The 16,114-nt window shown below is 50.2% G+C and carries 15 protein-coding genes; 8 read left to right on the top strand and 7 right to left on the bottom strand.

What is annotated here, in order from left to right; translation table 11 throughout:
- Positions 1-3: 3 nt before the first annotated feature.
- Both AC3WQT_RS21015 and AC3WQT_RS21010 read right to left on the bottom strand, forming a co-directional pair.
- Positions 4-588 (bottom strand): TMEM175 family protein, encoded by a 585-nt coding sequence (locus tag AC3WQT_RS21015; RefSeq protein ID WP_492706837.1) that lies wholly within the window; start codon positions 586-588, stop codon positions 4-6.
- Positions 589-729: 141 nt separating this feature from the next.
- Positions 730-1,110 (bottom strand): tautomerase family protein, encoded by a 381-nt coding sequence (locus AC3WQT_RS21010; protein WP_492706744.1) that lies wholly within the window; start codon positions 1,108-1,110, stop codon positions 730-732.
- Between the two features lie 219 nt (positions 1,111-1,329).
- Here AC3WQT_RS21010 and AC3WQT_RS21005 point away from each other — a divergent pair, with 219 nt between their 5' ends.
- Complete coding sequence (locus tag AC3WQT_RS21005) at positions 1,330-2,127, top strand: substrate-binding periplasmic protein (RefSeq protein ID WP_492706743.1); 798 nt, start codon at positions 1,330-1,332, stop codon at positions 2,125-2,127.
- Here AC3WQT_RS21005 and AC3WQT_RS21000 read toward each other — a convergent pair.
- On the bottom strand, positions 2,124-3,248 hold the full coding sequence (locus AC3WQT_RS21000) for a DUF2855 family protein (protein WP_492706741.1): 1,125 nt from the start codon (positions 3,246-3,248) through the stop codon (positions 2,124-2,126). The genes AC3WQT_RS21005 and AC3WQT_RS21000 overlap by 4 nt on opposite strands.
- A gap of 263 nt (positions 3,249-3,511) precedes the next feature.
- Here AC3WQT_RS21000 and AC3WQT_RS20995 point away from each other — a divergent pair, with 263 nt between their 5' ends.
- The 6 genes from AC3WQT_RS20995 (at position 3,512) to AC3WQT_RS20970 (ending at position 8,772) form a co-directional block, all read left to right on the top strand.
- Positions 3,512-4,159, top strand: coding sequence for a hypothetical protein (locus tag AC3WQT_RS20995; protein WP_492706739.1), 648 nt, complete (start codon positions 3,512-3,514; stop codon positions 4,157-4,159).
- Entirely contained in the window at positions 4,156-4,833 is a 678-nt protein-coding gene (locus AC3WQT_RS20990) for an ABC transporter ATP-binding protein (protein WP_492706737.1), read from the top strand. Before AC3WQT_RS20995 ends, AC3WQT_RS20990 begins: the two co-directional genes overlap by 4 nt.
- On the top strand, positions 4,830-6,047 hold the full coding sequence (locus AC3WQT_RS20985) for an ABC transporter permease (protein WP_492706735.1): 1,218 nt from the start codon (positions 4,830-4,832) through the stop codon (positions 6,045-6,047). Before AC3WQT_RS20990 ends, AC3WQT_RS20985 begins: the two co-directional genes overlap by 4 nt.
- A 13-nt stretch (positions 6,048-6,060) precedes the next feature.
- On the top strand, positions 6,061-6,801 hold the full coding sequence (locus tag AC3WQT_RS20980) for an outer membrane lipoprotein-sorting protein (protein ID WP_492706733.1): 741 nt from the start codon (positions 6,061-6,063) through the stop codon (positions 6,799-6,801).
- 2 nt (positions 6,802-6,803) lie between these two features.
- Positions 6,804-8,066 carry a hypothetical protein gene (locus tag AC3WQT_RS20975; RefSeq protein WP_492706731.1) on the top strand — a complete coding sequence of 421 codons (1,263 nt, stop codon included), beginning with the start codon at positions 6,804-6,806 and terminating at the stop codon, positions 8,064-8,066.
- A gap of 85 nt (positions 8,067-8,151) precedes the next feature.
- Positions 8,152-8,772, top strand: coding sequence for a hypothetical protein (locus AC3WQT_RS20970; protein WP_492706729.1), 621 nt, complete (start codon positions 8,152-8,154; stop codon positions 8,770-8,772).
- Here the strand turns inward: AC3WQT_RS20970 and AC3WQT_RS20965 are convergent, their stop codons facing one another.
- From AC3WQT_RS20965 to AC3WQT_RS20955, 3 genes are all read right to left on the bottom strand, one after another.
- The gene (locus AC3WQT_RS20965; protein ID WP_492706727.1) at positions 8,773-9,750 is read right to left on the bottom strand and encodes a GGDEF domain-containing protein; all 978 of its coding nucleotides are present in this window, start codon (positions 9,748-9,750) and stop codon (positions 8,773-8,775) included.
- Between the two features lie 212 nt (positions 9,751-9,962).
- On the bottom strand, positions 9,963-10,511 hold the full coding sequence (locus tag AC3WQT_RS20960; RefSeq protein WP_492706725.1) for a GNAT family N-acetyltransferase: 549 nt from the start codon (positions 10,509-10,511) through the stop codon (positions 9,963-9,965).
- A gap of 21 nt (positions 10,512-10,532) precedes the next feature.
- Complete coding sequence (locus tag AC3WQT_RS20955) at positions 10,533-11,639, bottom strand: HD-GYP domain-containing protein (RefSeq protein WP_492706723.1); 1,107 nt, start codon at positions 11,637-11,639, stop codon at positions 10,533-10,535.
- 286 nt (positions 11,640-11,925) lie between these two features.
- Here AC3WQT_RS20955 and AC3WQT_RS20950 point away from each other — a divergent pair, with 286 nt between their 5' ends.
- Complete coding sequence (locus AC3WQT_RS20950) at positions 11,926-12,981, top strand: SAM-dependent methyltransferase (protein WP_492706721.1); 1,056 nt, start codon at positions 11,926-11,928, stop codon at positions 12,979-12,981.
- 83 nt (positions 12,982-13,064) lie between these two features.
- On the opposite strand, the gene AC3WQT_RS20945 is transcribed toward AC3WQT_RS20950, so the two are convergent.
- Positions 13,065-15,953, bottom strand: coding sequence for a M16 family metallopeptidase (locus tag AC3WQT_RS20945; RefSeq protein WP_492706720.1), 2,889 nt, complete (start codon positions 15,951-15,953; stop codon positions 13,065-13,067).
- Between the last annotated feature and the right edge of the window lie 161 nt (positions 15,954-16,114).

Genomic DNA, 16,114 nt, shown 5'->3' with positions numbered 1-16,114 from the left:
GGTTTACTCTTCGTGATTCTTCAAGGCTTTTTCTATGCGGCGGTCAGGTATCAGCCATATCAAGGCCATCGCCACATACAAGGTCATCGATAGCAGCGGATACCAGAAAGCCAGAGGAATTGCGGTTGCGTAGGTAATAGGCGAGAGCTTGCCCTTCCAGTCTGCACCTACGGCTTTTTTCAATAAAGAATCTTCGCCCTGGGTGGCGATGATCTGTTGCTGCAAAATGAAATACGCAATCGCTGCCATCAGCAAAACGACACCATACAAAGCTGCAGGTGCAGAAGCAAAATGATTTTCACCTACCCAGCCAGAAGCAAAAGGGATGAGCGAAAGCCAGAACAGCAAATGCAGATTGGCCCACAAAATGCCACCCGTCACCTTGCGACAGGTATGCAACATGTGATGATGATTATTCCAGTAAATACCGACGTAGACAAAGCTCAGGATGTAGCTCAGGAATACCGGCCACACAGGCAGCAGCACATCCAGCGTACCGCCATGCGGCACTTTCATTTCCAGCACCATGATGGTGATCAATATGGCGATAACGCCGTCGCTGAATGCTTCCAGTCTGGTTTTTCCCATCATGCTTGCTCCGTCTTGTAAAATTTTAGTTATTCTGACGGATATACTAATCCAGCGCCAGCAAAAAACTTGGCTGTACTTGCCTGATATTCCCTGCCCGACCCGGTTGGGAAAAACCAAATATCCGGGATGAAACTACACTCAGGTATGGAGCAGGCGGCCACCGGCGAATGACCAGTTTTCCCAGGCGGTTTCCCTGAAACAGACCATGATGTTTTCAGGGTTCATGCTCTTGTCGCAGAGACGTTTCATAAGGGTATCCAGTAGTTTTTTCTTGACCTGGACACTGCGGCCGACGGACCAGAGTATCTCTATCAGGACAAAATCCTGATTCCTGTCCTTATGCAGGTCGGGGTAGTGAGTATCAAAGCGGAAGTTTTCCGGGTCCAGTTCCAATATGCGCTGAAACTTGTCTTTCTCTGGCACACCCGCTTCTATCAATGCCGCGTGTACAGCATTCAAGACTGTCTCTTTGAACAACAAGGACTTGGGTTTGCAAACGGTAATTGTGACGAGGGGCATAATGTCTCCTTTTCTACAAAAACTGCGACTTTAAAGAAGCTTATTTTCATCTTAGCAAATTAATTAGCTCTTTTGAAATTTGTTAATGTTTATTTTGGTAAGGCTTTGCAGCGATTAAGTTATATCAAGCTTCGCTTAACAAATCCTTACCTAAGACAGCTATACAACCGTGCATCACCAAAGGTATCATCGCACATCATTTCCGCATGAAAACATTGCATGTCAGATAAGTATCACGCCGTTTTACTGAGCGCTTCCCGTTTTATAGGGATGCTGCTTTGTCTGTGCTGTCTGCAATCAAGAGCACATGCCGTCACTGTTCTGCCTTTGCTACTCGCAGAAACCCGCGATGAAAACGGCGAGATCGCTCCCATCCGGCCAGAGAATCAAAAAATCATCGCCTATTTTGAACGCGCCATGGATGTGAAATTTGAAATGCGCCGTTACCCCCTGCCACGCGTCATAGAAAACATAGGCAAGGGTGAAGGTCTGGGATTTGGTTTGTCGAAAAATAGCGAGAGACTGAAAACCATGCGTTATTCAGAGGCAGTTTTTTCAGACTTTGTCTGGGTCGTGGTCAGGGACGACAGCCATATGAAATATTCTGGCATCGGCGACTTGCAGGGCAAATCCGTTGGCATAGTCAGGGGCATACGTTTTGGTGATGAGATAGACAAATTGCGTAATGTGTCGTTCAAGGTAGAAGAAGATCAGCCACAAAGTAGTTCCCGTCTGAAAAAACTTTTATCGGGACGCATGGATGTCATGCTGGTTAATTCTCGCCTGCCAAATGCAAAAGACCTGGAAGCGGAACTGAATCTTTATCTGGACGAAAAGAACCTGCGCAGCGAAACGCAAATGAATTATGGTGTCAAGGTGTTTGCCAAACCTTTGCTGGTTGATCCCATCCATTTCACCTCTGGCATCAATACCAAAGCAGATGTCATCAACAGGATCAACACCGCCATCATCAGAGGCAGGAAATCTGGTGATTTGCCTGCCCTCTGGAAAAACTAAACCGCATCTCCGCCAAGCAAAGTCAGGACATTACCCTGGTCGGGCCGCGCTGCACCACCCAGCATGTCATCATAGACTTGCCGGACTGCTGCCTCGCCCTGGCCATGGATAACCTGCATCCATGGTTTTTCTGCAGTCATCACCGGTTGCATGAAAGCTTGCCAGGCTAGTGCTAAACGAGACTGCACGCCATTCGGCCCCCAGTCTGTCATGCGTTTTTTGATTTGGGCTGGAGCAAAAAACAGAGCCGGTTTTGCACCAGGCAGGTTTGATCCGCCGCTCAGTTCTTCCCAATGCGTGCCACCCACAGCACAGCTATACTTCATGTTGTCGTTGAAATGATGATGCAATTGACTGCGTAATTGCCCGTTACCAGCCATATCAACATACACAACAGCCTGATCAGCAGCCAACTCAGTCACCTGGTCGTAACTGATGACTTCGTCATAAATAGCCATATTCCGTACAAACTCCAGGTTACCAGTTGAAGTCAGGCCAATGACCTTGCAAGCCTTGTCCTTGCGCAGCGAAAGCATGAATGCCAGTCCATAAGCGGTCTTGCTGGAGGCGCTGGAAATCAGCACGGTCTGCGCACCAAAGAACTGATTATCATCAAGAAAATCATCAATCATGAATGAGGTGATGAACAAGGGTCGCAGCAAGACTTGCACATCTTCAGACTCCTTGGTGTAACCAGGATCAGTACTGGTTCTGACATAGTGGTTATATAAACCATGCATGGCCTGCCTGTGTTCTGCGCCATCGACAAAGCCACCAGGTGACACTCTGGTCGCCTGCACCGTTAAATGAGTCGCCATGGGGTAGTAACCATAGAAGCGCTCGCCAACTTGCACGCCCTCCGCTTTCGAGGCCAGCACATCGCCAAAGCCCCAGACCGGAATATTGCCCCAGCCTTCATCTGTAGGAAAAAAATTCCAGTAATGCATGGCAGTGCCAAAAGCGGCATAAGTCACATTATTCGAGGTGAAGGCAAAACGCTCCACTTGCAAAACCACCTGACCATCTTGCAACTCCGCTTCAGCAGGTACATGCAGGGGTTTGAATCTTGACTCCAATAGATTGCTTTTGTTGACAATAAATTCTTTGGCTGGATTCTTCATGGTCTCGTCGTTTTCACGTCAGTTTATTAAGAAATTTATATTTAAATTCTAGTATTGCACGATTCAGGAAATTTTTCCTGCCTTGCCAATATTTACACATAAGCAAGACCTGGCGCACAACACGCCTTCCATTCGCGCCATTTTTACTACCGTTCACGGCGGACTTCTTTACCTCGTCGCATCTGCATTGAGGCTGATGCCTCCCGCCTTTAATCTCCCCCTGTCGCAAACATCAATCACATGTAAACAAAAAGGAGATACACATGCGCGCATTTCACCTCACTATCAGTAAAAAAATTCTGTTGGCAAGCAGCCTGGCTTTGCTGGTCAGCAGCCAGGCCATGGCATTTTCTGAGCCAGAGTTTAAAACTGCCTTCCAGCAATTCACCCAGTCTGGCAAAGGTAGTGAAGAAGCTGCTGCCAATGCCTTCAATGAATTACTCAAGCAAGACCCTGCCAGTCCTTTGATCATGGCTTACGCTGGTGCCAGCACGGGCAAACTGGCAGTGACCACCATGTTCCCATGGAAGAAAATGTCTTATGCAGAAGACGGCATGGCCATGCTGGAAAAAGCCCTGCAACTCGCTGCCGCCAACGAAAACGCTCAGAGCCACGGCAGCACACCAGCAATACTGGAAGTCAAGTATGTTGCCGCCAGCACTTTCCTGGCAGTGCCTGCCTTTATGAACCGCGGCCCGCGTGGGGCAAAACTCCTCAACGAAGTATTGGAACACAAGCAATTCGACAAGGCAGAACCAGGTTTTCGTGGTTCGGTGCTGATGCGCGCTGCCAGTCTGGCGAATGAACAAAAACGCCCTGAAGATGCCAAGCGTTACCTGAATGAAGTGGTCAAACAAAATGCACCACAGGCAGAAGCAGCCAAGGCCATGTTGAAAGGTATTCCATCATGAGCCTGGCACCTGCCATAGAACTGCATGCAGTTCATAAGACCTACCAACTCGGTGCCCACGTCGTCAAGGCATTGCAAGGTGTGGACCTGAAACTGGAACGCGGTGAATTACTGGCACTGACCGGCCCGTCCGGCAGCGGCAAGAGCACCATCCTGAACCTGTGCGGGCTGATAGACCATGCCGACGCTGGCGACATCCTGCTCAACGGTGTCAACATCAATGAATACAGTGAAACGCAAAAGACACTGCAAAGACGCGACACCATAGGTTTTATCTTCCAGAGCTTTAATCTTGTGCCTGTCATGACGGTGGCTGAAAATGTCGATTACCCGCTCTTCCTGACCGGTGTACCGGCAACAGAACGGCGTGAGCGTGTAGCTGCGCAATTGAAGGCAGTTGGCCTGCATGAACATGCCCAGCATTTGCCAGATGCATTGTCTGGTGGACAGCGTCAGAGGGTAGCGATTGCCCGCGCACTCATCAAGCGCCCCAGTCTGGTGATTGCCGATGAACCGACTGCCAGCCTGGATTCGCACACCGCCGACCAGGTATTGGACCTGATGCGTGAGCGTGGTCATGCCGAAGGCGTGGCCTTCATCATCGCCAGCCATGATAACCGCCTGACTAGCCGCAGTGACCGCATTGTGTCTCTGCTGGATGGGAGATTGCAATGAAACTCAGCTGGCTCAAATTTGCCTTTTACAATACCCTGCGCAACCGCCGCCGTTCTGCCATTACCGTGGTCATCGCTGCGCTAGGTACAGCGGCCATTCTGCTGGCTGGTGGTTTTGCCTATTCGACTTATGAAGGCTTGGCGCAGATATCTGCCCGCAGCACCGGCCATCTGACCATAGGCAAACCTCAGCACTTCACCAGTGACCAGGATGTGCCACTGCAATATGGTCTGGAGAATGCTGCGGCACTGCAAAGCAAGTTGCTGACAGACCCAGCCGTGCGCTATGTCTTGCCACGCATAGAATATAGCGGCCTGATCAGCAATGGCGACAAGTCCACCATCATGATGGCAGTAGGCATAGACCCCGATGCTGAATTCTCGGTCAAGGGCCCAACCCTGACATTGAAAGAAGGGGAGCTCCTGCAAACCGAATCAGCAGAGGCAGAAATCGTCCTGGGTGACGCACTGGCACGCAGCCTGAAGGCCAAACCCGGCAGCAGTCTGACACTGATGGCCAGTACTACCGATGGCGCCCTGAATGCGGTTGATGTCACCGTCAAGGGTCTGGTATCCACCGGTGTGCCTGACCTGGATAAGCGTCTGGTGTACTCGAATATCAAGACTGCACAAAAGCTCTTGAATACCCAGCGCATCTCCAGCCTCGGTGTATTCCTGAACTCCATGAATGCGACCTTGTCTGCGCAAGCCAGACTAGCAACAGTCTTCCCGGAACTGACAGTACAAAACTGGCTGGAACAAGCCTTCTTTTATAAATCTGTACGTGATTTATATAACCGCATCTTTGGTGCCCTCGGTGCCATCATCAGTGTCATCGTGGTGTTCGTGGTTGCCAATGCCATGGCCATGGCCATCATAGAACGCACACGTGAAGTTGGTACACTGCGAGCCATGGGTACTTTACCAGGGCAACTGATACGCAGCTTTTCTTTTGAAGGAATGATACTGGGTGGCACAGGTGCCATCGCCGGTGCCTTGCTGGCGATCACCGTTGCGTTGCTGCTCATGGTGTTTCCCGTAGAAATGCCACCACCACCCGGACGCTCCAGCGGCTACCCCTTACTGATCACGATAGATGCAGCCATGTATGCCATCACCGTGTTCATGATGATTGCCTTGTCGATGCTGTCGTCAGCTTTCATCGCCCGCAAAACCCTGCGCCAACCTATTGTCGATGCGCTGGCACATAACTAAGACAGGAATAAAAATGAAAACAACTATACATATTGCTGCTTTACTGCTGGCAGCAACAACAGGTCTCGCCAGGGCAGATGAAGTCAGTGATATCTTGAAAGCTGCCGATCAGTTCAGGGTCGGTACAGAAAACATGCAGGTAGAGACTGAAATCACTACCTTTGCCAAGGATGGCAGCAAGGAAAAAGAAAGAAATTACCTGGTGTTTTCACAGGTCAATCATCAATCTCTGGTGCTCATGAAAAGCCCGGCAGAAAAAGGCCAAAAAGTCTTGATGCTGGGTGATGATTTCTGGATGCTTTTGCCCGGCAGCCAGCGACCTTTGCGCATTACACCCATGCAAAAACTACTGGGGGATGCGTCCATAGGCGACGTCGCCACCATGAGCTGGGCCCAGGATTACACGGGCAAAATCATAGGCGAAGAAAAATGCGACGACAAAGTCTGTGTGCACCTGAGCCTGAATGCAGTACGCAAGTCTGTCGCCTATCAGCGCATCGAGGTATGGCTGGGTAAGACCCGTCATGAACCCATCAAGGCAGATTTATATGTGCAGTCAGAAAAACTCGCGAAGCAAGCCCGCTTTGTATTTGACAAACCACAGGCACCAACAGCAGTGACAGAAATGTTTTTGCTTGACCAATTGAGCAGCCACAAAGAAACGCGGGTGCGCTATCTGGGCCGCAAGCAAAAAACCGTACCTGAACAATGGCTGAATCCCATGTTCCTGGCCAAAAATCCCAGCCTGGAGTAATCATGTACTATCTTAAGACCCAAGCACTGAGCAGTGTGCTGGCTGCCCTGCTGTGCGCACCAGCTTGTGTCATAGCTGAGGATGCAGACTTCAGTGGCCAAGTACGTGGCCTGGTCAACAGCTATTCCAGCAACAGCGCCAGTCCTTTAGCAATTGCCAATCAACTGGCACCTGGCTTATCCAGCAAGAATACACAACTGGGTGTAGTAGAAACCGAATTGCGCGCCAGTGGCAAAGGCATTAACGCTGTCGCCACCTTGCAGGGGCAGATGAATGATGGCGGGCGTACCCAGTCCACAGCCTGGCTCAATGAACTGTACGGCAGCCTTGGCGATGGTGCATGGCAGTTCAGCGCGGGCAAAAAAACCATCGCCTGGGATGTGGGTTATGGCTTTCGCCCTAATGACGTGGTGGCACAGGAAAAGCGTCGTTCGCTGATCAGCACTACCGTCATAGGCAAACCTTTGGCCAGCCTTGATTACTTCAACGCGAATACCTCAGTGACGATGGTCTGGGTCAATCCAGGTCACGCTGCGACGACGGACGTAGCGGATGAACAGGCACTGGCAGCACGGGTTTATCACCATGCTGGTGGCGTTGATTTGCATGGCTTTGGCCGTTATGGTCAAAAGAGTGGTGGTAGCTTGGGAGCTGCTGCATCCTGGGTGGCAACAGATGAAATGGAGGTCCACGGCTCCTTACGTTTCATGCAAAAAAATACGGGCCTGCGCATGAATGCAGATACTACCCCGCTTACTCTATTACAACGTACCAGCCCATGGCAAAACAATACACAAAGCAATGTCGTGCAAGCCATGCTGGGTGCAAACTACACTACAGAATCTCAGCACAGTTTTTTCCTCGAAACCTGGTGGGATGGCACAGCCTTGTCAGACCGTGAATGGCAAGACTGGAACAAGCGCAACCTGGCTTTGCAGAACAGCGTCAATTATTTACCGCAAATGCAGCAAATGATTGGCTATAACCTGGCCTGGCAAAACCAGGCGCTGTCGGCCTCTGGCAATATCCGTCGCAAGAATGTGTTTGCACGCTGGAGCTGGCAAAAGAATGACTGGCAACCCTCGCTGGACGTATTGTGGACGCCAGAGGACAATGGCCGCATCATCACCGCGGCACTGGGCTGGCAGGGTGACCGCATCAGTATCAATGGTGGTTTGCGTATTTATGGCGGACCCAGTAAAGCAATAATCGCGCAACTACCAGATAGCAAAACAGCCTACATTTCTGCTACCTGGGCATTTTGAGTGTAGGGATGGGCAGTTTCAGTATGAATTTCAGCGAAAAATTAAGCGATAATGGCGGCTTGCTCCAAATCGCTGAAAGCCGCCCATGTCAAAATCCCATGTTGATGCCAATTATCGTTTCATCGCCGCCAACCAGGAAGTCAATACCCGCATAGCACAAAGACATCAGGCGCTGGCCCTGTACGTAACGCTGGTAGTGAGCCTGCTGGCCGCGCTGGTGGCCCTGAAACCGGGTGAGCCCAGCAGCAAGTTGCCAGTAGAATGGCTGGTCATGGGTTTTCCCGTGGCGTCGATTTGCCTGACATTCTTGAATTACAAAGCAGAACGCTCAATCACGAATTTGCGCCATTTCCTGGCCACGCTGGAAAGACTGGAAGACGCCCACCTGCATCTGCCCAGCTATAACACCGACCCGCGTTGGGCCAAAAGCGCCAACAAGGCCAGGCGCTTTCAGGATTATGCCTGTGCAGTACTGGTGGCTGCCGCCAATGCCATAGGCCTGGGTGCAGTCACCCACATCTACCCTGAACGCGTCGCTGCCAACCAGTTTGTCATCTGGATCAGTGTCATTACGGCACTGGCTTCTTTATTTGTGCTGCTATTCATGCCAGCCTGGAGTTATCGCCCGGACAGTGAGCTGGAAAAGCAGATCGTCATAGAGAATGAAGGTACGGCTATCGGCGATAACCCGGACAAGCAGAATTAATCAGACCCCGTCCTCCCGGGCCACGCGTACTGCATTGCGCCCGGACAGCTTTGCCTCATAAAGCTTGGCGTCAGCGCGCTGGAACCAGGCTTCGCCATCTTCTCCGGTCATTTTCTTTGCCACGCCTATTGATACTGTGACAGGATAGTCACGCAGCAATTGTGATTTCTCTACCAGAGAGCGCAATTCTTCAGCAAAGCGTGCAGCAGCAATATCATCTATGCCCATGGCAATGACAACGAACTCTTCACCGCCATAGCGAAAAAAACTGTCCGCTGTCCGTATGCGTGAGCGTAACAACGCACAAAATTGTATCAGGACCTGATCGCCCACCATGTGACCAAACTGGTCATTGATTCTCTTGAAATGATCAAGGTCAAGTATCAATATGCAAACGTCAGCCTGCACACCATCCTTGGCGCAGATGGTTTGCAGTTGCTTGTCAAAAGCGCGACGATTACCGGCTCCGGTTAAAAAGTCTTTTTCTGCCTGCTGGTTCAATTCAAAATGCTGGAGACTGGTGCGGTCAGAGAAGATGTAGGCAAACAGATTGATCAACACCAGCGTGACGACGAGGCTGGATATATCCAGTAGCAGCATCGCACCACGCAGGATAGCAATCAGACATAGCAAAGATACACTATTGATCATCAGGGCTTCTTTAGCCCTGAGTATGAAGAAGGCGGCAATCATCGTGGGATAAACCCAGTACACGATAGGAACGCCTTTGACATACACAGCCGCCAACATGCCCATGGAATAAAACACAGTGACGGCAATCCCGGCAAGACGGACGCGTCGTGTGCGCCAGACAAATACCATGATGCACAACATGCCAAGCACGATCAAGAGATCAACCGTTGCCATCAGCAAATTACCCTGGAACAAGCGCACAATGCCAAAGGGAAGGATGCTAGGTATGCTCAGACCACAAAGCATGAGCAAGACCACTTCTTCTTTTGAGCGTTTTAACAACATGCTTGCGTTCCTGGTCTTTGCTGGCCGTTGCAGGCGATTGCTGGCAATTGAATCAGTGCATCTCAAATTGATTGCGAGACTGTTCTATGCCAGCCTAACTCAAGCCACAAGCATATGTCCAACACTAAGCAACAAGCTTTGCATGAAAAAAACAGTCTTGCTCTGTCTTTCTCAAGCTTGCCCAATCTCACCATAGCGTTACAGCAATTTGTTTATTGGCTGGCAATATCGGGATGCAAGCGGGAATACATCCAGAAATTGCCCGGTGTACCACGCACCATGCGGAAGGCCCGCAGATAACCTTCACGCCCGAAGCTCAGGCGTTCCAGCAGTTGTATTGAATGGAAATTGCTTTCAAGCACAGTTGCCTGGATACGGTTGTAAACAGCTTCATGAAAACCCCAATCACAAAGCACCGTTGCTGCGGCTTGCATGATGCCCTTACCCCAGTATTCAGGTGCCAGATCATAGGCAAGCTCTGCACTGCGATTGACACTGGAGATAGTATGAAAACCTATCGTGCCTACCAATCTGTCCTCTGTTTTGGTGACGATGGCAAGGCGAACGGGTGTATCAGGCTCATCGCTTTCATACACATCAAACTGTGGCAACAAATCTTTTGCCGCACTGAGGTTCCAACTGGTATGTCTGATCACATCCGGATTCTTGAGATAGGCATACCAGGCTTCAGCATCACTGCGGCGTATATTGTGTAGAGCCACATCCTTGTGTGAAATGTCAGGTACTTTACTTATCTGCATACTGTCTGCATGATTAAAGAATTATTGTCTGGCAATCAGCTTGCGTACCACATCATTAAACATCTCTACCATGGCGGGGTCGAACTGGCTTTCAATATTGGCGTTGATTTCGGAAATCGCACTCAGCAAACTACGCTTGTAACTACGGTCAGACCGCTCATTGGTGATAGAGCAAAAGGTATCTACTATCGCCAACATCCGTGCACCAGGATGTATTTGCTGTCCCTGCAAGCCATTTGGATAGCCAGAGCCATCATAGCGTTCGTGATGGTCCAGTACGATACGGGCCGCTTCATCCCAGTCGCCAAAGCGCAAGAGTATCTGGCTGGCGGTCACCACATGCTCCTGTACTATTTTCAGTTCTTCCCTGGATAAGCCCGCTTCCTTGTTAAAGATACTATGCGGGATAAAGCCCATACCCACATCATGCATCAAGGAGGCAGCCTTCAATTGCCTCGCATCTACTGGCAAACCCAGGGCCTCATTCAGGGCTTCGGTTAATTGCGCGGCTTGCTCACTGCGATTTTTTCTATAGATGCTGAGATTATCTATTTGCTGGGCAAACTTGTACATCATTGCCATGTCATCCGATAATTCCAGCAATACCTTTGGAGCTTTCGGGGCATTTTCCTTATTGGCGACCTTACCATCGAGCAAAGCAATCGCATCCTTGAATTGCTGCGCTTGAAAACCTTTGCTGCTGGTCTTTTGCAATGCATCGCACAGTTCATACAACTTCTTGCGCCTGACATCGCTGGTGTGGCCATTGGCAATCAAGTCGTTGAGCAAATCCTCGACTTCATCGATGGCCAGCAACAGAAATTCACCCAACTCGCGAAAATAAGGGTCTTGTTCAGCCCTGACCCTGGCGACGATCTCTTCAACCCTGTGCAATAACTCAACGAAGGGAACCAATCCCACCATCTGGCAATTGCCCTTGAGTGAATGCATGGCGCGGAAAAGGCGGTGCACATAAGCAGTACCGCCTTGATTATTCAATTCTTTGACGCAGGCCTCGGCTTCTTCGCAAGCTTCGCGTGTGCAATCGACAAAGTCGTCAATAATGCTACGCTCCATTGCCAGAAATTCAGGACAAGTGAAACTGTCAACGCTAGTGGCTGTATTCATCTTGTGGCTTTCCTGATTGTCGTAGATCAATATTACTAAAAATTATAGTTCAAGGCAGCATTCTTATACGAAGTACGGGATTTATTTTGAGGATACTTTTCAGCATCCATCCAATGCTCACCTTGTTATTAACTCCAGCCCATCTTAATGATTACTCTGTCAATTGAAAAATTTAATAGTCAGACTGGCAAATCAATTGCTATTATAGGAAGAATGGTATCAGGCGCTCGACTTGGCCGGATATGGCATAAGCGCAGTTTACTCAATTCAAGCTAAGATTTACCTCATGAAATCCAGTATTTTGAAATTGGTTTTACCGGTCTGGCGTGCACTCCCGACTGAATTCCGGCAATCCGGGTTGGCGGCAAAAATCCGGCAGCAATTTGTGAGGCCAACACCGGTAGAAATGCCTGCGCCTGTCGTGACTCCGGTTGAGCCTGTAGCACCGGTGCATGTTGAGCGTGAAGACCCACTCGTCCCTGTACGTGCCTGGCAAGATGGTTTCAAACCAAGCCACGACTATCTGGAGTCACCTCCACCCGCCCGCACAGAAGTGCTGAAATCATCCATGTGCACAGAACAGATGATGCGCACGGAAGTTTTCCAGTACTGGACCGCGCGCATGGGCGACAGGCCAGGTCACATGCACAGAAAAATCTGGGAGTGGGCCTTTATCACTCAGGCGTTAAAAGAGCGCGGCATGCTGCAGGAAGGTCAGTTGGGTCTGGGATTTGCTGTCGGCACTGAACCTTTGACCGCGATCTTCGCGGCACATGGAGCGAACATCATCGCCACTGATTTGTTTACCGAAGAAGCACAAGCCAAGGGCTGGGTCGACTCCACCCAGCATGCGAATGGTTTTGAAGCCATCAACCAGCGTAATCTCTGTGATGAAAAAGAATTGCGCAGGCTGGTTGAATTCAAATTTGCCGATATGAACAATATCAGTGAAGAACTGCATGGCAAATTCGATTTCCTCTGGTCATCCTGCGCCTTTGAGCATCTGGGTTCACTCGAACATGGCAAGCAATTTGTCTACAATGCCATGCACTGCCTGAAGCCTGGCGGCATCGCAGTCCACACCACAGAATTCAATATGTCATCGAATGAGGATACCGTTGATGCTGGCTCAACTGTCTTATTCCGGAAGCGCGATATCGAAGATATCATCACTACCCTGCAATCACAAAGTCACCAGATAGACATGGATTGGGATGAAGGCGATGGCTATGCAGATGGCCATGTAGACATGGCACCTTACATACAAGATACGCATCTGCGTTTGCAGATAGAAAAATACGTGGTGACATCCATAGGTTTGATCGTGCAAAAAGCAGCTTAGTTTTTTGCCATATCCACATGTAAAAAAAGCCCTGCGATCATGATTTATCGCAGGGCTTTTTTACTACTCCTGGCTAATCGTATTTAATCAGCAAACACCTTGCTTGCTGGTGTAATGCTGACAGCTTCTGCCTTGATATTGAGTTTGCGCTTGCCTATGATCTGGTCTTCATCCAGCAATTCCTTGGGTTTGTCGGAATTGTATTTGATCGGCGATTCAGCATCCGCCACCAGTTTTGCCTTCAGGTCGGCAGCATCTTTGGCGATGATGACGACGGACAGGTTTTCTGCCGACAAATGCTTTTTGATGGCAGCGTTGACATCTGCCAGACTCAGCTTGCTCAGGTTGTCACGCATCATCTTGGTGAATTCTGGCGTATGGTGCCATTGCGAATCCATGGCATAGCCTAGCTGCTGGTCCTGGGTGGCCGTCATCATGAAAACATTCTTCATCAGATAGGCACGGGTAATCTCAAACTCTTCCTTGCTCAGTCCCTTGTTGACCATTCTGTCGAACTCGGTAAGCGCAACACGTATGGCCATCTGGGCATTTTCCGGTGCGACCGGGCGTATCCAGATTTCAAACAGTTGTGACTGACGCGCCCTGTTGGCAGTCGGGAAGAACTGGAACATGCCTCCAGGGAAGGCTTCGATATAGGCATAGTCACCATAATTCATACCGCGTACTTCACGTATGCGCTGATACAAATGGGATGAGCTGGCACGGTGTTCACCCAACCAGGTCTTGGCCAGCCACAAAGCGGCAAAGTCAGGATGCGCACGCGTCACCGTGATGGGCTGCCCCAAAGAGATAGCGGTTGCCCGCGTATTCTTTTCTATGATCTCCACTTCCAGCCCCTTGCTGACCTTGCCCACAGGTGCGGCAATGCGGGTAATGCCTGCGCCTTCTGGCAATTTCGCCAGGGCTTGCTGCAAGGAAACCTGCATCGCTTCGGTCACATCGCCAGAAATACCGACCTTCAGCGCGCCCTTGGTATAAGCCTGTTTCCAGAACTGTTTGACATCATCCAGCGTAATCGCATCTATGCCCTTGATCGTACCCAGCACAGGGTGGTCATACGGTGATGCTGCAAACACATTGGTTTGCAGGCGTTCTTTGGCGAGCTCTTCTTCGTTGTTGTCCTTCAGATCCAGTGTCAGGGCATTCTTTTGCGCATCCTTGAGACGGCGGAAATCTTCTTCACGGAAACCTGGTTCCAGCAATTGCGGCAGGGCGATATTGATCAGATCATCCCATTTGTCTTTGTGCACGGAACCGCTAAAGGTAGTCATTTCCTTGTCGGTCAGGCCATTGAAGCTGGCCGCCAGCGGAAACAAGGCCTTCTTGATTTCATCAATCTTGCGATCTTTGGAACCGGCCGCATCGACCATGGCTGCGGTCAGGGCTGCCAGACCTTCCTTGCCTGCCGGGTCATTGGCAGCACCGGCATTGAACACCAGCTTGAAGCGTATCTGTGGCAAAGCTGATTTTTGTACCAGCATGTCGAGCTTGCTGCCTGTGCTCTTGTCGGCAAAGCTGGCCAGCTTGGGCAACTGGCTAACCTCGGCAGGCAATGCTGCATTCGACAGCGTGGTGACGATCATGCTGTCATCGCTCAAGTATTTTTTCGCCGCAGCCTGCAAGTCAGCTGGCGTCAGGCTGTCCATGAGCTGATAGAACTGATTCATGGTCGCGTAAGAACGCTTGTAATGAACAAAGCGCACCAGGGTAGAGGCGATTTGCTCGGTATTGTCCAGCGTGCGTATCACGCCATATTTGAGTGCCGACTTGGCGTCGGCCAGTTCTTTGTCAGACAATGGTTTCGTCGTGATACCAGCAACGGTTTTGAGGATGGCATCGCGCACATACACCACGTCTTCCGGCTTCTTGACCCGTGCACCTATGGTCGCCAGGCCAGGGTCAACATTATCGGGCGTAAAGTCAAACAACTGATCGACCTTTTGCTCATCCTGCTGCAAGCGCTTGTTCAGGGCCGAGGTAGAACCAAAGGACAGGTTAAGCAGCAACCGCAGCGCCGCATGTTCCTTGTTCACTTCAGAAAAAGCTGGCGCATGGAAAGCCACCGTCACATACGGCAAGGTAGGGCTGGGCCATGGCACATGTTTGTAGATCGCACCTGTCGCTGGTGGTTCTGCCGGAACAGCAGGCTGCACCTTGCCTCGCTGCCATTTACCCCAGTATTTCTCGACCAGGGCAATGGCTTTCTGCGGCTCTACATCACCAGCGATGATGACGGTGGTACGCTCAGGGCGGTACCAGCGGTCAAAGAACACCTTGGAATAAGCATATTGATTGGGCATATCCTCAATATCCTTGAGAAAGCCCATGGTGGTGTGTTTGTAGGTATGTTTCTGGTAAGCCGCATCACGCATGACTTCAAACAGCTTGCTGATGGGATTGGCGCTATTTTTATTGTATTCACCCAGTACCGCGCGCGATTCTGTCTTGAAATCAGCTTCGCTATAGGACAGGTTCTGGAAACGGTCTGCTTCTACCCTCAGCATGGTTTCCAGGTCTTCCTTGGAAAATGTCGTGTGATAGTTGGTCAGGTCGTCGCTGGTATACGCATTTTGCCGTGCGCCAGTGGCGGTCAATATGTCTTTGTACTTGTCTGCCGGAATATCCTTGGTACCGCGAAACATCATGTGTTCAAAGAAATGGGCAAAACCGGATTTGCCCTCTTCTATCTCATTGCGCGAACCCGTCTGTACCGGGATATGCAGAGAGATGATGTTAGGCAAGCCAGTCGGCACGATGATGATTTTCAGGCCATTGGGCAAGAGCTTTTCTGTTGCGTGAAATGGCAGCAGGTCTGCCATTTTTTGTCCTGGCTTGGCTGCTTTAGCTGCCGTAGTTGTCGGAGCAGCTTTATCCTGTGCATGAACAGAAATAGCAGGGAGAAATGCAGTTGCCAGCGTAATGGCCAGCGTGCTGCGTACAAAGGTTTTCATGGTTGCACCACCTGTAATATTTTATTGTAAGGGAGCTTGATCAGATTCTATGGAGCTACGTTTTACCAACACGCAAAGATAGCTCAAAAAGCAGCGTTTTGACTACCGTTTGCAGAACAAGTTCAGAAAACCAGAGTTCAATGGCCATGAATACAAAAAGC

It is taken from the genome of Undibacterium sp. FW305-107, from assembly GCF_058788535.1.
Note: the sequence above shows the minus strand (reverse complement) of the source record. Positions and strands in the feature narration are given on the sequence as shown.

Excerpts from the sequence above, each read along its gene's own strand:
- AC3WQT_RS21015 (WP_492706837.1), bottom strand. The coding sequence starts at position 588 with ATGGGAAAAACCAGACTGGAAGCATTCAGCGACGGCGTTATCGCCATA.
- AC3WQT_RS21010 (WP_492706744.1), bottom strand. The coding sequence starts at position 1,110 with ATGCCCCTCGTCACAATTACCGTTTGCAAACCCAAGTCCTTGTTGTTC.
- AC3WQT_RS21005 (WP_492706743.1), top strand. The coding sequence starts at position 1,330 with ATGTCAGATAAGTATCACGCCGTTTTACTGAGCGCTTCCCGTTTTATA.
- AC3WQT_RS21000 (WP_492706741.1), bottom strand. The coding sequence starts at position 3,248 with ATGAAGAATCCAGCCAAAGAATTTATTGTCAACAAAAGCAATCTATTG.
- AC3WQT_RS20995 (WP_492706739.1), top strand. The coding sequence starts at position 3,512 with ATGCGCGCATTTCACCTCACTATCAGTAAAAAAATTCTGTTGGCAAGC.
- AC3WQT_RS20990 (WP_492706737.1), top strand. The coding sequence starts at position 4,156 with ATGAGCCTGGCACCTGCCATAGAACTGCATGCAGTTCATAAGACCTAC.
- AC3WQT_RS20985 (WP_492706735.1), top strand. The coding sequence starts at position 4,830 with ATGAAACTCAGCTGGCTCAAATTTGCCTTTTACAATACCCTGCGCAAC.
- AC3WQT_RS20980 (WP_492706733.1), top strand. The coding sequence starts at position 6,061 with ATGAAAACAACTATACATATTGCTGCTTTACTGCTGGCAGCAACAACA.
- AC3WQT_RS20975 (WP_492706731.1), top strand. The coding sequence starts at position 6,804 with ATGTACTATCTTAAGACCCAAGCACTGAGCAGTGTGCTGGCTGCCCTG.
- AC3WQT_RS20970 (WP_492706729.1), top strand. The coding sequence starts at position 8,152 with ATGTCAAAATCCCATGTTGATGCCAATTATCGTTTCATCGCCGCCAAC.
- AC3WQT_RS20965 (WP_492706727.1), bottom strand. The coding sequence starts at position 9,750 with ATGTTGTTAAAACGCTCAAAAGAAGAAGTGGTCTTGCTCATGCTTTGT.
- AC3WQT_RS20960 (WP_492706725.1), bottom strand. The coding sequence starts at position 10,511 with ATGCAGATAAGTAAAGTACCTGACATTTCACACAAGGATGTGGCTCTA.
- AC3WQT_RS20955 (WP_492706723.1), bottom strand. The coding sequence starts at position 11,639 with ATGAATACAGCCACTAGCGTTGACAGTTTCACTTGTCCTGAATTTCTG.
- AC3WQT_RS20950 (WP_492706721.1), top strand. The coding sequence starts at position 11,926 with ATGAAATCCAGTATTTTGAAATTGGTTTTACCGGTCTGGCGTGCACTC.
- AC3WQT_RS20945 (WP_492706720.1), bottom strand. The coding sequence starts at position 15,953 with ATGAAAACCTTTGTACGCAGCACGCTGGCCATTACGCTGGCAACTGCA.